Below are 15,178 nucleotides of genomic sequence, written 5' to 3' on the forward strand. Positions count from 1 at the left end.
GCGACGGCGAACACGCTCAGGATGACGATGGACGCCGAAGCGGCGCCGTAGATGAATTGCGTGGTCATCTGGTCCAGAATCCAGCCAAGGCCCTGGTGGATGCCGATAAGAATGACAACGAATATGACAGCGGCAATGAGCTGAAGGACGGTATTCCTGGACATTGGCGGAACATAGGGCGGAAATGGTGAAAACGGAAGTGACTGCAACTAACAAGGCGAGAGCAAGGCATAGCGTCACGCAACCAACCCGTTCGCCGCAAGTTGACCTATGCTGGTTGGTCCCAGCGTTTCCAGACGCTGTGCTACGGCCACGGCCAACTCTAAGCCGGCATGCTGTGGTAATTTGGGTACATCATTCGGCCGCCAAGTCTGCAACTGTTGCTTCGGGCTTGGGGAAATTCAATGAAAATCAAATTGTCGATTCTGGCGCTTCTCGCGATTGTGGCCGGCTGTGCAGTGTCGGGCACTCAGGTATTGTCGCCTTACCAACTCGCTGACGGCACGAAGCTACAGGACGTGGTCACAATAGGTGCAGATAAATCTGGCGCCGCTCCCGTCGTCACGCACGTGAAAACCTTTCGAATTGGTGGCAAAGGGGGCGCCACGCTCGTAGCGGATGGAACAGGTTCTGGTCCTGGGATGAGCACTGTGGTCGTTGGTGCGACGGTTGCGGGCGTGACCGGCGGGGTGACTGGCGGGCTTATCGCGAACATCGGCCGACATCATCACTCTTCATCGTCGTCGGAGACTAACTGCTCGGATCCAGCCCAGGCAAACACGCCAACCTGCTTGTGTCTGGCTAACCCACGTCTTCCCGGATGCGAAAATTCCCTGCCCTGATCCACCTCAGATCGTCCTGCTACCAACGAATGTTAGTCCCCTGTCGCTCTGCTCCACGGTCGCGGGCTTTTTTGGTTTTGGTAGCGTGAAGCGATGAGGCTGTGGCTCTTTGCTTTAGTTGTCCTAGTTTTCATGGCCGCGGGCTTCTGGTTGGCGGCCGAACTGGCGGTCTCCGGCGCACATGGTGCTGTCATTTCGCACGGTTAGGGAAGTTGATTATCTCGGCGCCCTGTTCCATCTCCAGCGGTTCGTGACCTGGCCCTTCATGCCAAAACACTTGGCGCAAATCGCGCTGGTCCACCTTTTGCCCGCAATATGGACAAGGATAGAAATGCTGCTCTTCCGGGATTTCTTCTCCGCCGTGCAACTTGCCGTGGATCGGCGGGCCGAGGTCGGATAGCTTTGTCATCCCCGTCGAACTTTCAATTTGCCTAAAATGTTCCGGAACCATTTTAGCGCGCGCTAATTGAATCGCACTATGCGAGTCAGCGCATGCCTCTGAAGTTCATCAAACCCATGGAACCCGAGCTGGTCGACACGCCACCGCAAGGCGACGAATGGCTCCACGAAGTCAAATTTGACGGGTATCGCACCCAGATTATCAAGGATGAAAACGGGATCCGTCTGTTCACCAAGAACGGTTACGACTGGACCGGCCGCTATATCGAACTTGCAGGAGAAGCGGAGGCGATCGAGGCGGAAAGCTTCATCATTGATGGCGAGACGATCACGGTCAACGAGGCCGGCTTGTCCGACTTCCACGCCCTGCAGTCAGCTGTCACCCGCCGTAACCCATCGCGCGACCTGTATTTGGTGGCGTTCGATCTCCTGCACCTGAATGGGCATGATTTGCGCAACATGCCGGTGGAAGACCGCCGCGAAATCCTCCAGGAATTGATACCAGCCGTCGGTCGCATTCAGGTCAGCAAAGCCATGCCCGGCACCGGGGCCGCAGTTTATAGCCGGGTGGACAGGGCAGGGCTGGAGGGCATGGTCTCAAAGCGTAAGGACAGCGTCTACCGCAGCGGGCCGACGATGAACTGGCGCAAGATCAAGTGCTATGCCGAAAAGGAAATGGACATCATCGGGGTGCAGCGCGAGGCAGGTAAGCCCGCAATGGTGCTCATGGCCGACAAGGGTCAATATGCCGGCGGCGCTTTCGTTGCCTTTAAAGCCGACAAGCGTCAGCGACTATGGGAACGCGTGCAAGGGAAAGTCGGCGGGCCGGTGCCGATCGGTCTCAAGAAGGAAAAAGCCGAATGGCTGAAGCCTGGTCTCGTCGGTCGCGTCCGGTTCCTGAAGGGCGAGGAAAAGCTCCGCCACGCCAAGCTGCTGGATTTCCGGGATAAGCAATAGCCAGCACTTGCCGGCCCAATCCCTATCAGGAATATAATCCTCCCGTTGCGGCGATCACCCTCAAACGGAGTTCGCTACCTATGGCCAGATCAAAACCTTCCAAGCAATTATCGCAGGCTGAAATCGAGCGCTTTCTGGCGGCTGCGGAAGCGCTGCACCTGAGCATCATCAAGCCGTTCATATCGCCACACTGCGACCACTACAGGCAGACGCGCGTCCTGCACGAGGTGCTATTAAACACTGTGCGGCAAGTCACCGGGAAGGAAGTCGAGTTCATCCGATGGAACACTACAGGTTCGGTTAGACCGCCTGCCGCCGGGTAGTCCTTTGTCGGGGTAAAATGGCCGGCGCCTAACAGGGGGGCTGTTGGGTAAATAGGCACCGGCCAAGCGGACGATCAGGTCCGCCGCATTTGAGGGCATGACGGATTCGCGGGAGCAGCGATATGGCGCGATCACGGACTGCTCGCCGGCGGCACACTAGCTTGGGTGACGTTGCCGCTTCTCGTTAGAACAGGTCCTCGAAGTCGGCAGGGCTGCCCCTGCTTCGCTGACGAACGACAATTTCCAGACCGAGGGAAGAAAGCGTCGCCATCAAGGTCCGCAGCTGCACTGTAGGCTTACCAGCCTCAAGGTGCGATATTGTGCCCTGGCGGAGGTGCACTCGATCTCCAAGCGCCTCTTGCGTAAGCCCTGCGTTCCGACGCGCGCGCCGCAGGATGGCGCCGATCTGCTTTTCATTGCGCGCTATCGCGTCAAGCATGAGATGGTCCTCCGAGGATACGCGAATGCGTATAAAACGGTGATATGCGCTATCGCGTATAACTGATCCTGTGCACTACAGTGCGCTAAATGAATTTGAGACAATGGATAACTCAAGTTTCCTTTAATCTGAAATTCGCTGCGTGTTACTCTCCCTCGAATACCGTCAGATGGTAGTAAGGAGGGCCGGCGATGCCCGAACTCTCGACTGCTCTCCGCGTCCCGGCAGCACAATACCTTCGCATGTCAACCGAACATCAGCGCTACTCACTGGAAAACCAAAGAGCGGCCATTTCGGAGTATGCCGAGATGAGAGGCTTTGCCGTCGTCCGCACTTATGCCGACGCCGGCAAAAGCGGCTTAAGTCTGAAAGGCCGAGATGGACTTCAGCGGCTGCTAGCAGATGTGGTGACTGGCCAGGGCGGCTTTTCCGCGATCCTCGTACTGGATGTCAGCAGGTGGGGAAGATTTCAGGACACGGATCAAGCCGCGCACTACGAGTTCATCTGCCGCGATGCAGGCGTCAATGTCCATTACTGCGGGGAACCATTCGACAATGACGGCAGCATGGTCGCCAGCATCGTAAAAAACCTGAAGCGGGTGATGGCGGCCGAGTACAGCCGCGAGCTTTCCACCAAAATTTACAGAGCGCAAATCCAGCAAGCGCGTGTGGGGTTTAAGCAGGGCGGCCCTGCGCCTTATGGCATAAGGCGTTTTCTGGTCAGCGAGGATGGAACGCCGAAATTCTTGCTCGCACCGGGGGACCGTAAGGGACTGAAATCAGACCGAGTGGTCTTTATGCATGGGCCCGACGAGGAGCTCAAAATTATACGGCGAATTTTCCGCATGTTTCTCGCGCAGAAACGAAGCATTGCGAGCATCGTCAAGGCGTTGAACGACGAAAAGATCCCGTCAACGGATGGCGACTTATGGCGATGGGGAAGGGTCAAAGGTATCCTCCGAAGCGAACTGATGATCGGATACTATGTCTTTAACCGGACTAGCCACAAAATGAAGACGCCCGTGAAGCACAACCCGCCAAATCAATGGGTACGAACCAAGGTGATGGAGCCTATTGTCGGTCTCAAAACATTTGCCCGAGTGCAGCGAGAGTTGAGGTTGAAACGGGTCTATGGCCTGCACAGAGCCGATATGATCCGAAAACTGCAGCGCCTCTTTCGCAAGAAAAAGAAACTATCGCAGGATATAATCAACGAGTGCGCGTACACGCCATCCGCACATGCGTATTGGATCCACTTCGGCAGCCTGGTGGCTGCATACAAGGCCGTTGGATTCATATGTCCGCCGACAGGCGAACGACATAGATACTTTTCGGATGAGGCGCTGCTGGATGGCATCCGCAGGGTGCATGCGACGTTCGGCTACGTAACTATCGCTTTGCTCAACAAAGATCCCGACCTTCCAGACGGCAAAGCCTTCAAGAAGCGCTTCGGCTCGATTGTGAAAGCCTACGGCCTGGCTGGGTTTCCTACGACAAAGAGCGAAACCGTCTCAGCGGCCCGACAGCGAGCTGCCGCTCGGCGCTAAACGCCATCGGTCCCCTATCGCCGCCCTGTCGAGCCTGCCAGCGCGGTTTGTACTCGGCGGTCGCCAGGGGTGAAAATGACCGGCCCGACGAACCCGCCGACAAAGCCGATGATGCCTAGGATCACGCCCCAGCGAAACATGGTGGCGATCACGGGGATGTCTTCCGCAGCCTGACCCCGGCGCCGCCGCCATTCTCGGGGATGAACTCGACGCCTGCGGTCTCAAACGCGCGCTGGAGCACGTCGAGCGTGGCATTCTGCGGCGATGATCGTCCGGCCTCAAAGTTGCGGATGGTGGCGTTGCCGATCTTCGCCGCGTCAGCGGTATCCTGCTGGGACCAGTTAAGAAGGCCACGGGCGGCGCGGCACTGAGCGGGTGTCATCATTCTTCTCCGATAGCGCATATGATCGATAAACGCTAGCCGTATCGAATAACGCTTGCATTAAAGTTAATGGCGATTATAGTCATCCATAGCGAAAATCGCTAACACCTGATGGAGAGCACCCATGCCGAACAACTCTGTTCGGGCAGCCGCCGAAGGCATGCCCGATTATCCCCGCAATCCACATCTCTTCGCCTTTGTACGTAAGGTGCTGATGTTCTGGCATGCGCGTGCGGGTCGAGAGCCCGTTGTTTCGAATTCTGTACCGGAGAGTCTCATGAACCAGCATGTCGATCGTCGCGCCCTTCTCGCGTCATCAGCAATCGCCACGGCTGCTATAGCTGTGGCCGGCCAAGAGGCCAGGGCAGGGGACGCATCGGCCCCTAGCGTGTCTCGTGAGCTGGAAGGCCTCATTGAGGCGAAGCACGCTGCCTACGCCCGCTTCATTGCCGCGATCGATGTGGCCACCGACCTGGAAGAGGCGTATCTGCCGAAGACGCCCGAACTCTACGTTCCCTTGTCCATTGGAGGGGGGCAGTCTCGTAGCCTCCGCTATAGCGAACTGGAGAGCATCGAAGCCGATTTGGGCGATGACATCAAGCGCCGGTACGCCGAGCAGCAACAGAAGCTTGCGCCCCTCGCCAAGGTGGCGCCCGATCTCGGGAAGCAATCGGTCGCCGCACTTCGCAAGGCGGAGAGGGCTGATCTTCGGACGTTGAAGAGGCTGGTCAAGGAAGAGCGCGCGCGGCGTAGCGCCGTCGGTCTTGAACAGGCAATCAACGAACGCAACGAGGCCTCCGACGCCGAACGCTACGCGCTGAACTCCGTGTGCGCCTATCGTTGCACAACCATGGAAGAACACCGCGCCAAGGCAGAGTTTTTGATGGAGTTCGCCACCGGCAAATATGGCGACCTCCAGACTGAGGACATTGACGCGCTGCTCTGGTCGTTCCTGCCGGAAGAAGCATTGGATGAAGCCGTCAGGGCCTCGGAAGGCGGCGTAGCTTGAAAACTATCGTATTTGGCCCGCTGCCTCACGGTGGCGGGCTTCATCGTTTCGAAAGGTTAGGAACCAAGTTAGGAACTGAATAAGGCAAACGCGAAAAGCGGCGCAGTTTCAACATCATAGAAAGAAATCTGGCGGAGGGAGTGGGATTCGAACCCACGGTGAACTTGCGCCCACGCCGGTTTTCAAGACCGGTGCCTTAAACCGCTCGGCCATCCCTCCGTCGTGATTTTTCAATCACTTGGATAGTGCGCTTCCGACAGGTTTTCGCCTGGTGGCACCGGATTGGCACCGAAGGCATTCCCGACCGGGCGCTGTTCATTCCTGTAAAGCTGCATTGAGGGCCGCGTCAACCACCGCTGCGGTGCCTTCCTGCCGTCCCGGCAGTTGGTGCGCATAAATGTTCAGCGGGACGCGCCGGTTCGCGTGTCCGGCGCAGCCTCGCGGCTGAACAGCGGGGGGCGAGAGATCTGGCGGCTTCCACATCGAATAAAGTGTTCCGGAACTATTTTAGCACATGCTGATTGAAACGCGGTTCTTGTGAGAGTTCTGTACATGCGTGTGAAGTTCGTCGTGGCAGCGAGATGACCGATCCCGATCAACCCCAGAAAGAGCGCCGCTTTCATGCTCGGCAGACCGTTCTGAAGGAAGGGACGATAGTCACCGAGAGTTCGACCATAAAATGCTCGATCAGAAACCAGCATGCTCACGGCGCGGAGCTGAGGGTCGACCCGAGCGCCATTGTTCCCGAACGCTTCATCCTCCTCGTGCCTGCGGATGATGCCCGATACCGTGCAGCGCTCCGATGGAGACGAAACGATCGCCTGGGCGTGCAGATCTATTGAACCGGCCCTTGCCGGCGCCATCCCTCTGGTCAGGCTCGCGACAGCTTACCCAGCCACAATAGGGGCCTCACAGCGGAGGTATCCATGGTCTCGGCGATTGGAAGTCAGCATCGGCAAACACCGGAAACCCTACTGAAACCCGCAAAGACAGAAACAGGCGAAGGATTTGCGCCGGGCAAAAGCACAGATAGCGTAGGACATCGCGCCAAGGCCATGGTCGCCGAAACAGGCGATACTGATCCTGGGGCCCAGGGGCGCGCCGCATCGATGATCGCCAGAATGGATATCACCGTTTTGACGCCCCCGAGCGAAGAGCCGCCTTTGGAGTAGGGCGGCTGCCATCGGCTTCTCGATCAACGATATCGATTTTACCACGTCAGGCAGCAAGGCGTGCCGCCGCCGCATCGTTGTTCAGGCCGCCCAGAGCATCATGCCCCATGCGGTCACCTTTTCCCGGGCATATGCGCCGGGCTTTACGCGGTCTGAAGCTGGTCGACAGATCCCGTGCCTGACAGTGTTATCAACCGTGCAGCGGCAAACGCGGCTAAAATTACGAAAATAGCCGTCATGTTCAGGAAGGCAGACGACGCAAAAATGCTTGCGCTCTGCTCATAACAGCTTGCGAATTCCATGACGCCTTACCCCTCTGGACCCATTGCATCATGATCCTGCTTCAGACGAAATTCAAGCAGATGCTAAAATACGCCGGCAAAGATGTTGCCTGGTGGCCTCCCGTCAGGTGGTGACGTAACGCTTCCATCCCTAGATGGATCTCCGGAGACCCGTCAACTCTCACACCGGCGTCGGATTGACCCCGGCAGCCCTCAACTGGGCGCCGAGCTTGGTCCGAGTGGCACAGGCGGCTTTGTCACCGGCAACGCATTTGTTGTTGGCGGCGGACCAATCCAGCAGGGCAGTGTTTATCCAACTGCCAGGCGCGCGTGCCACGCCATAAGGTGTTGGTGGCGCGCCGGTCGCGGCGGCTGTTGCCGCGGCGGCGCCTTTCCCGCGAGGTGCGAGCTTCCAACCGCTGATGATCAGACAGTTCTTCATGTATTGATCCTCGGCGATCGCATTGTCGAGAGCGTTGCCCAGGCCAGCACCGGCAACAAAAGCCGGTGATCCGATCGCAAGATAACCTTGGTCTACCGATCCTTTCCGCATCTCACATTGAGCATGCGCGACCTCAAAGCTAGGCCCATATCCTATCTGCATGTAGTCATCTTGATTGCTAGTCTGGCAGCCACAAATTGCGACAGTGGCACCAAGTGCCATCAACGATTTTATTTTCATTCCCCCAGCCCCTCCCAAGGCTGAATGATCCTCCCTCAAAGCTTATGTCAGCGCAAGGGCAGACAATCATTCCGGCAAACCCTGAAAGGTGCACTATCGGGGCACATATGATTTCCGAGAGTAGATATATACAGGGTTATTACAATTCCCGAGCTTTGGCATGCACCACCACGAACCTACCGAACGATCGGTCCAGGGCTGGCCGTCGGCACAGCAATGGGAGGGCCACAATCTTGCCCGGTTCCGGCCACAATCGGTTAATACCGTGATAAACAATTCCTGCGCACAAAGGATCGGGGTTTCAAGGCGTCGTTGGTGTTGTCGAGTGAGTGCTTTGGCTCCTCCGATGTTCAAACGACGGCGTTTTGAGTGAGACTGTAGGGGATTTCAGGAAAAATGCAGGCTACGACGCATCAGCGTCTTCGTCGCGCTTCCACGCTCACGCTGCTTGCCGCGTCGGCCGCCTTGCTGGCGGCTTGCGCGTCGCAGCCTGAGCCGAAGGGGCTGGTCAATCCCAGGCATCGCTCCAAGGAATATTTCGCCGAAACCGAATACGGCGTGAAGGCAAGCCCGCGTGCTGCCGTCATGCGGCGCGGCGGCGGTCGCGACCAGCTCGGCAAGCCCTACCAGGTGCGCGGCAAGTGGTACTATCCCAAGGAAGACAAGCGCTACGCCAAGGTCGGCCTGGCTTCGTGGTACGGCGACGCCTTTCATGGTCGGCTGACCGCCAATGGCGAAGTCTACGACATGACGCATCTGACCGCTGCGCATCCGACCATGCCGCTGCCGAGCTACGCCCGCGTCACCAACATCGAAACCGGCAGCTCCGTCATCGTGCGCGTCAATGACCGGGGGCCGTATCATGAGGGGCGCATCATCGATGTCTCGGAGCGCGCGGCACAGATGCTCGACTACGCCAAGGTCGGTACCGCGAAGGTGAAGGTCGAATATGTCGGTCGTGCGCCGCTCGACGGCAACGACGACCAGTATCTGATGGCATCCTACCATCCAGGCAACAGGATACCGGATCCGTCGGACGGCTTGCCGACTGGTGTCATGGTGGCCATGAACGGACCGTCGCCAAGCCTGCCGGTGGGTGCCGCCGCCGCACCGTTCCCGGGCCAGCTGACGAATTCCGGAGAGGCGTTCGCGGCGCAGCCGGGCTTGGCGGCGCAGACGACCGCTTTCGGCGACGTGGTGCTGCCCGACTTCGGACCGATCGTGCCCGAGCGCCCGGAGATCAGCCTGCCGCCGCAATCGCCGTTTGCCGTGGCTTCGCTGTCCTATGCGAATGAACGCGTGCAGCGTGCCGATGTCTTCGCCGCGCTGGACGACAGCGGCATGTCGCCGGCCGACATCCTGCGGTCGTGGAAGAAATCCAATCCGCAGGCGTCGCCGTCCAGTTCCGACTATGTCGCCGCCGGCACCTTCGACGATGCCGCTGAAGCCAAACGCGTGGCGGCGGCGCTTCAGCCCTTTGGCCGAACGGAGATCCAGCGTACCGATCTCGACGGCAATGACTGGTATGCGGTCAATCTCTATCCGAATGGCCATGGCGGCCTGGACGAGATGCTGCAGGCGGCATGGTCGCATGGCGCGCCCGATGCGCTGGCCGTGCGCGACTGATTTCGAGAGACGGTTTTCCGCTGAACAGTTGATCCGTCACAGTTGATCCGCATTGGAAAAAGCCCCATAGTTTCACGGGCTTGCCGGGAGAGACCGGCCAACGGGTCGAATTTCATGCAGTTTCGCTTGCTTCAGCCTTTTGCCGGGTTTTTTCTTCTCGGCCTCCTGCTTTCACTCGCTCCGGCCCACGCACAGCTTTTCGAGACCAAGGCCGCACAGGCCTTCATGATCGATGCCGACACCGGCACAGTTTTGTTCTCGAAGGATGCCGACAAGCCGATCCAGCCGGCCTCGATGGCCAAGCTGATGACGATGGAAGTGGTTTTCAACGCCATCAAATCCGGACGCCTCAAGCTCGACGACACCTTCGTGGTGAGCGAGAACGCCTGGCGCAAGGGCGGCGCCCCGTCTGGAACATCGACGATGTTTGCCAAACTGAAATCGTCCATCCGCCTGGAGGATTTGATCCAGGGGGTGACCGTGCAGGCCGCGAATGACGGCTGCATCATCATCGCCGAAGGCATGGCCGGGTCCGAGGACAATTTTGCCGCGCAGATGACAGAACGCGCCCGCCAGATCGGCCTCAAGACATCGACTTTCGTCAATTCGACCGGCCTGCCGGCCGATGGCCAGCAGACAAGCGTGCGCGAGCTGACGCAGCTCGCCCTGCATCTGTGGCGCGATTACCCGGATTTCTATCGCTACTACAGCCTGAAGGATTTCACCTGGAACAAGATCTCGCAGAGGAACCGCAACCCGCTGCTGGCGATGGATATCGGCGCCGATGGCCTGGCCGTCGGGGCGAGCGAGGCGTCGGGCTTCGGCATCGTGGGCTCGGTCAGCCACAACGGCACGCGGGTGATCGCGGCCCTGAGCGGGCTGGCCAATGACAAGGAACGCGCCGAAGAGGCGCGCAAGCTGCTCGACTGGGGCGTTCGCTCTTTCGAGAAAACCGAAATCTTCGCCAAGGACGAGGTGGTCGGCGAGGCCCAGGTTTTCGGCGGGGCGAAATCCGGCGTGACGCTGAAGGCGAAAGGACCGATCGCCATCTTCCTGCCGATCACCAACCGCGACAAGCTGACGGCCAAGATCGTCTATAACGGCCCGGTCGCCGCACCTGTGGAGGAGGGCCAGCCGGTCGGCGCGCTGCGCGTCTGGATCGGCGACACGCTGAGCCAGGAGACACCGCTTTTCGCCGCCGAGTCGATCGGCGTCGGCACGTTGCCGCAGCGCGCGCTCGATGCGGTCAAGGAACTGGCGATCGGCTGGCTGCGATAACGCCGACAGCATGGACGTTTCCCCGAACGCGGACTATCTAGAGCGCAACAATCCACTCCAACATGGACAAAGGCCCTTTCGATTGGCGCGCGGATTTTTCATTACCTTCGAAGGCGGCGAGGGCGCAGGCAAGTCGACGCAGATCGAGCGGCTGGCGAGAAAGATGCGCGCCAAGAAGTATGATGTGCTGCTGACGCGCGAACCTGGCGGTTCGCCGGGCGCCGAAGCGGTCAGGCATGTCCTGCTTTCAGGTGCCGCGGAACCCTTCGGACCGAAGATGGAAGCGCTGCTCTTCGCCGCGGCGCGTTCGGACCATGTCGAGCAGGTCATCCGGCCGGCTGTCGAGCGAGGTTCCATCGTGCTTTGCGATCGTTTCCTGGATTCCTCGCGCGTCTACCAGGGGGTTACCGGCGGCATCGACCCGGCGTTCATGGCGACGCTGGAGCAGGTCGCCATCAACGGCATGATGCCCGACATGACGCTGATCTTCGATATCGACCCGGCAGAGGGTCTCAGGCGCGCGACGCTGCGGCGCGGCAGCGATGCCGGCGCCGACCGCTTCGAAAAAGAAACGCTGGCCATCCACCAGGCCCGCCGCGCGGCCTTTCTGGCGATCGCCGCGGCCGAGCCGGAGCGCTGTATCGTCGTCGATGCGTCCGCCAAGCCTGACACTGTGGAGGACGTCGTCACCGCCGCCGTGTTCGCGGCGCTGGAGGCGAGGGCGCCCACGCGCAACAGGCAGGCCGCACCGGTATGATCTTCGAACGCATCGCGCCGGAACAGCACGACACGCTGGACGGCGTGCCCGAACCGTCCGAAACGCCTCGTCTGGTCGGGCATCGGCAGGCCGCGGACATGCTCGCCGCCGCCTATCGATCGGGAAAGCTGCCGCATGCGCTGATCTTCGCCGGGCCGGTCGGCATCGGCAAGGCGACGCTGGCCTTCCATCTCGCACATCATTTGCTGAAGCACCCGGCATTCGGGCAGGCGCCGGAAAGCCTTGCCGTTCCCGATCCGGCCTCGCCGCTGTTTCGCCAGATCGCCACCGGGGCGCACCCGGGCGTGCTGCATCTGACCCGTCCGCTGAACGACAAGACCAAAAGCTTCAAGACCGTCGTCACCGTCGACGAGATCCGCAAGGTCAGCCGCTTCCTGTCGCTGACCTCGCATGACGGCAGCTACCGAGTCGTCATCGTCGACCCGGCCGACGACATGAACGCCAATGCCGCCAATGCGTTGCTGAAGAATCTTGAGGAGCCGCCGGCACGAACGCTGTTCGTTCTCATCGTCCACGCGCCAGGCAGCCTGCTGCCGACGATCCGCTCGCGCTGCCAGGTGGTGCGCCTGACGCCGCTCGATGCCGACGAGTTGCTGGCCGTGCTGGAAACCGCCGAGCCGCCGCCGCCGGACGATCCGGCCGCGCGGGCGGCGCTCGTCGAACGGGCAGGGGGCAGCGCCCGCAATGCCATCCTTCTCACGCAATATGGCGGGCTGGAGATCGCCCGGACCCTCGATGGGCTGGTGGCGGCAGGAAAGAGCGATGTCGGCGGCGCCTATCGCCTTGCCGAGGCCGTCGCCGGACGCGACCAGGCGATCCAGTTCGACATCTTCAATCGCCGTGCGCTTGATTTGTTGTCAGACGCGGCGAGCCAGGCAGCGCTGTCTGGCGATCTCACGCGGGCCAAAAACCTGTCGGACACTTGGCATGAGGCGCTGGACGCTATATCTGAGACCGACACCTACAATCTCGACAAGAAGCAGCACGCCTTGACCATGATCGACCGCCTGAACTCTGCGATGCGAATGTGACGGCCCCACCGGGATGGCAATCGCCATTCCGATGCGATATCCACCGCCACAGCTTCCATTCAGACATTCATGACGGTTCATTCATGTCACGCGACACATTCTACATCACGACCGCGATTTCCTATCCGAACGGCAAGCCGCATATCGGCCATGCCTACGAGGTGATCGCCACCGACGCGCTGGCGCGCTTCCAGCGCCTCGACGGCAAGCAGGTCTTCTTCCTGACGGGCACTGACGAGCACGGCATCAAGATGCTGCAGACGGCCAAGCGCGAAGGCATTTCGGCGCGCGAACTGGCCGACCGCAATTCGGCCGATTTCAAGCGCATGGCGGCCGCCCTCAACGCCTCCAACGACGATTTCATCCGCACCACGGAAGAACGGCACTACGCCTCATCGCAGGCGATCTGGAAGGCGATGGACGCCAATGGCGACATCTACAAGGGCGGCTATGCCGGCTGGTATTCGGTGCGCGACGAAGCCTATTACGGCGAGGAGGAGACGGAGGTCCGCGCCGACAATGTCCGCTACGGACCGCAGGGCACGCCGGTCGAATGGGTAGAGGAAGAGAGCTATTTCTTCCGGCTGTCGGCCTATCAGGACAAGCTGATCGCGCTTTACGAAAGCCAGCCCGACTTCATCGGCCCGGCCGAGCGCCGCAACGAGGTGATGAGCTTCGTCAAATCGGGGTTGAAGGACCTGTCGATCTCGCGCACCACTTTCGATTGGGGCGTGCCTGTGCCTGGCGACGAAAAGCACGTGATGTATGTCTGGGTCGACGCGCTGACAAACTACATCACCGGCGTCGGCTATCCCGATGAAAAAGATGAGAAATGGCGCTTCTGGCCAGCCGATGCCCATATCATCGGCAAGGACATCGTGCGCTTCCACGCGGTCTATTGGCCGGCCTTCCTGATGTCGGCGGGCATCCCGCTGCCGAAGCGCGTCTTCGGCCACGGCTTCCTGTTCAACCGCGGCGAGAAGATGTCGAAATCGGTCGGCAACGTCATCGACCCGTTCACCATGGTCGAACACTACGGTCTCGACCAGGTGCGCTACTTCTTCCTGCGTGAAGTGCCGTTCGGTCAGGACGGCAGCTACAGCCATGAAGCGATCGTCAACCGCACCAACGCCGATCTCGCCAACGGGCTCGGCAACCTGGCGCAGCGTTCGCTGTCGATGATCGCCAAGAACTGCGGCGGCGTGGTGCCGAAGCGCGGCGACCTGACGGGGGCCGACAGCGCGATCCTGGATCAGGCGGTGGCGGCCCTTGCCACTGCCCGCAAGGCCATGGCCGGGCAGGCCATTCATCTGGCACTGGCCGCGATCTTCGATGTGGTGGCGGAAGCCGATCGCTACTTCGCCGGACAGGCACCATGGGCGCTGAAGAAAACCGATCCGGAGCGCATGGAAACGGTGCTGTGGACGACCGCCGAGGTGGTCCGGCGCGTGACGGTGCTGTGCCAGCCCTTTGTCCCGGGATCGGCCGCGAAGCTGCTCGATCTGCTGGCGGTGCCGGCGGACAAGCGTGATTTCGAGCATGTCCATGCCGACCATGCGCTTGTGCCCGGCACGGCATTGCCCATGCCGGAGGGCGTCTTTCCACGCTATGTCGAACAGCCGGGCGTGAACGCCTGATGCTCGTCGACAGCCACTGCCATCTGGATTTTCCAGATTTCGCCGAGGAGCGGGCGGCCATTGTCGCCCGCGCCAAAGCGGCCGGAATCGGCCGCATGGTGACAATCTCGACTCGCGTGAAACGGTTTCAGCAAATCCTTGAAATCGCGGAATCTTTCGACGAGGTCTACTGTTCGGTCGGCACCCATCCGCACAACGCCGCCGAAGAACTCGACGTCACCACCGCCGATCTTGTCCGCCTGTCGGCTCATCCCAAGGTGGTGGCGATCGGCGAGGCCGGGCTCGATTACTTTTACGACAAGGCGCCACGCGATGCGCAGGTGCTGGGATTTCGTGCTCACATCGCAGCCGCGCGCGAGACCGGGCTGCCCCTGGTCATCCATTCGCGTGATGCGGACGACGACATGGCGGCCATACTCGAAGACGAAACAGGGAAGGGCGCCTTCCCCTTCATCTTGCATTGCTTTTCCTCGGGGCGCCGGCTGGCGGAGGTCGGCGTCGCGCTCGGCGGCTATGTGTCGTTCTCGGGCATCCTGACCTTCAAGAATTCGGTCGAATTGCGCGCCATCGCCGCCAATGTCCCGCATGACCGCCTGCTCGTCGAAACCGACGCGCCATACCTGGCGCCGGTGCCGTTTCGCGGCAAACGCAACGAGCCGGCCTATGTCGCGCAGACCGCCAAGGTGCTGGCTGAAACGATCGGCGTCAGCGAGGCTGAAATCGCCACGTCGACGACCAACAATTTCTTCCGTCTGTTCGGCAAGATGCCGCGACCTGTCGAGCAAAGCGCCTGAA

At 60.3% G+C, this 15,178-nt stretch carries 17 protein-coding genes and 1 tRNA gene; 13 read left to right on the forward strand and 5 right to left on the reverse strand.

Annotated features, from left to right (window positions below):
* Window positions 1-404: 404 nt before the first annotated feature.
* Complete coding sequence (locus FJ978_RS02355) at window positions 405-842, forward strand: hypothetical protein (protein ID WP_140569799.1); 438 nt, start codon at window positions 405-407, stop codon at window positions 840-842.
* A gap of 190 nt (window positions 843-1,032) precedes the next feature.
* Here the strand turns inward: FJ978_RS02355 and FJ978_RS02360 are convergent, their stop codons facing one another.
* Window positions 1,033-1,251 (reverse strand): hypothetical protein, encoded by a 219-nt coding sequence (locus FJ978_RS02360; RefSeq protein ID WP_140569801.1) that lies wholly within the window; start codon window positions 1,249-1,251, stop codon window positions 1,033-1,035.
* An 83-nt stretch (window positions 1,252-1,334) separates the two neighbouring features.
* Here FJ978_RS02360 and FJ978_RS02365 point away from each other — a divergent pair, with 83 nt between their 5' ends.
* Both FJ978_RS02365 and FJ978_RS02370 read left to right on the forward strand, forming a co-directional pair.
* The gene (locus FJ978_RS02365) at window positions 1,335-2,198 is read left to right on the forward strand and encodes an ATP-dependent DNA ligase (RefSeq protein WP_140569803.1); all 864 of its coding nucleotides are present in this window, start codon (window positions 1,335-1,337) and stop codon (window positions 2,196-2,198) included.
* Between the two features lie 80 nt (window positions 2,199-2,278).
* A complete protein-coding gene (locus FJ978_RS02370) occupies window positions 2,279-2,521 on the forward strand; it encodes a hypothetical protein (RefSeq protein ID WP_140569804.1) in 243 nt (80 codons plus the stop codon).
* Between the two features lie 184 nt (window positions 2,522-2,705).
* Here FJ978_RS02370 and FJ978_RS02375 read toward each other — a convergent pair whose 3' ends face one another.
* Entirely contained in the window at window positions 2,706-2,960 is a 255-nt protein-coding gene (locus FJ978_RS02375) for a helix-turn-helix domain-containing protein (protein WP_140569806.1), read from the reverse strand.
* Window positions 2,961-3,151: 191 nt separating this feature from the next.
* On the opposite strand from FJ978_RS02375, the gene FJ978_RS02380 reads away from it, so the two are divergent.
* Window positions 3,152-4,507, forward strand: a complete 1,356-nt coding sequence (locus tag FJ978_RS02380) for a recombinase family protein (protein WP_140569808.1) — start codon at window positions 3,152-3,154, stop codon at window positions 4,505-4,507.
* A gap of 148 nt (window positions 4,508-4,655) precedes the next feature.
* Here FJ978_RS02380 and FJ978_RS02385 read toward each other — a convergent pair whose 3' ends face one another.
* Window positions 4,656-4,889, reverse strand: a complete 234-nt coding sequence (locus FJ978_RS02385) for a helix-turn-helix transcriptional regulator (protein WP_140569923.1) — start codon at window positions 4,887-4,889, stop codon at window positions 4,656-4,658.
* Between the two features lie 124 nt (window positions 4,890-5,013).
* On the opposite strand from FJ978_RS02385, the gene FJ978_RS02390 reads away from it, so the two are divergent.
* On the forward strand, window positions 5,014-5,898 hold the full coding sequence (locus FJ978_RS02390) for a hypothetical protein (RefSeq protein WP_181180373.1): 885 nt from the start codon (window positions 5,014-5,016) through the stop codon (window positions 5,896-5,898).
* Between the two features lie 129 nt (window positions 5,899-6,027).
* Here the strand turns inward: FJ978_RS02390 and FJ978_RS02395 are convergent.
* Window positions 6,028-6,117, reverse strand: a tRNA-Ser gene (locus FJ978_RS02395).
* 362 nt (window positions 6,118-6,479) lie between these two features.
* On the opposite strand from FJ978_RS02395, the gene FJ978_RS02400 reads away from it, so the two are divergent.
* Window positions 6,480-6,740 (forward strand): PilZ domain-containing protein, encoded by a 261-nt coding sequence (locus tag FJ978_RS02400; RefSeq protein WP_140569810.1) that lies wholly within the window; start codon window positions 6,480-6,482, stop codon window positions 6,738-6,740.
* Window positions 6,741-6,824: 84 nt separating this feature from the next.
* Window positions 6,825-7,070, forward strand: coding sequence for a hypothetical protein (locus tag FJ978_RS02405; protein WP_140569812.1), 246 nt, complete (start codon window positions 6,825-6,827; stop codon window positions 7,068-7,070).
* Window positions 7,071-7,532: 462 nt separating this feature from the next.
* Here FJ978_RS02405 and FJ978_RS02410 read toward each other — a convergent pair whose 3' ends face one another.
* Window positions 7,533-8,033 (reverse strand): hypothetical protein, encoded by a 501-nt coding sequence (locus tag FJ978_RS02410; protein ID WP_140569814.1) that lies wholly within the window; start codon window positions 8,031-8,033, stop codon window positions 7,533-7,535.
* Between the two features lie 396 nt (window positions 8,034-8,429).
* Between FJ978_RS02410 and FJ978_RS02415 the strand changes: the two genes are divergently transcribed.
* The 6 genes from FJ978_RS02415 (at window position 8,430) to FJ978_RS02440 (ending at window position 15,177) form a co-directional block, all read left to right on the forward strand.
* Window positions 8,430-9,659 carry a septal ring lytic transglycosylase RlpA family protein gene (locus FJ978_RS02415; protein WP_140569816.1) on the forward strand — a complete coding sequence of 410 codons (1,230 nt, stop codon included), beginning with the start codon at window positions 8,430-8,432 and terminating at the stop codon, window positions 9,657-9,659.
* A gap of 114 nt (window positions 9,660-9,773) precedes the next feature.
* Window positions 9,774-10,937, forward strand: a complete 1,164-nt coding sequence (locus tag FJ978_RS02420; protein ID WP_140569818.1) for a D-alanyl-D-alanine carboxypeptidase family protein — start codon at window positions 9,774-9,776, stop codon at window positions 10,935-10,937.
* Window positions 10,938-11,019: 82 nt separating this feature from the next.
* Window positions 11,020-11,694, forward strand: a complete 675-nt coding sequence (gene tmk / locus FJ978_RS02425) for a dTMP kinase (protein WP_140569820.1) — start codon at window positions 11,020-11,022, stop codon at window positions 11,692-11,694.
* Window positions 11,691-12,746, forward strand: coding sequence for a DNA polymerase III subunit delta' (locus FJ978_RS02430; RefSeq protein WP_013895613.1), 1,056 nt, complete (start codon window positions 11,691-11,693; stop codon window positions 12,744-12,746). The genes tmk and FJ978_RS02430 overlap by 4 nt, the downstream gene beginning before the upstream one ends.
* Window positions 12,747-12,829: 83 nt before the next feature.
* Complete coding sequence (metG, locus tag FJ978_RS02435) at window positions 12,830-14,383, forward strand: methionine--tRNA ligase (RefSeq protein ID WP_140569821.1); 1,554 nt, start codon at window positions 12,830-12,832, stop codon at window positions 14,381-14,383.
* Entirely contained in the window at window positions 14,383-15,177 is a 795-nt protein-coding gene (locus FJ978_RS02440) for a TatD family hydrolase (protein WP_140569823.1), read from the forward strand. The genes metG and FJ978_RS02440 overlap by 1 nt, the downstream gene beginning before the upstream one ends.
* Window position 15,178: the final 1 nt, after the last annotated feature.

Source organism: Mesorhizobium sp. B1-1-7 (genome assembly GCF_006442705.1).
Classification (GTDB): Bacteria; Pseudomonadota; Alphaproteobacteria; order Rhizobiales; family Rhizobiaceae; genus Mesorhizobium; species Mesorhizobium opportunistum.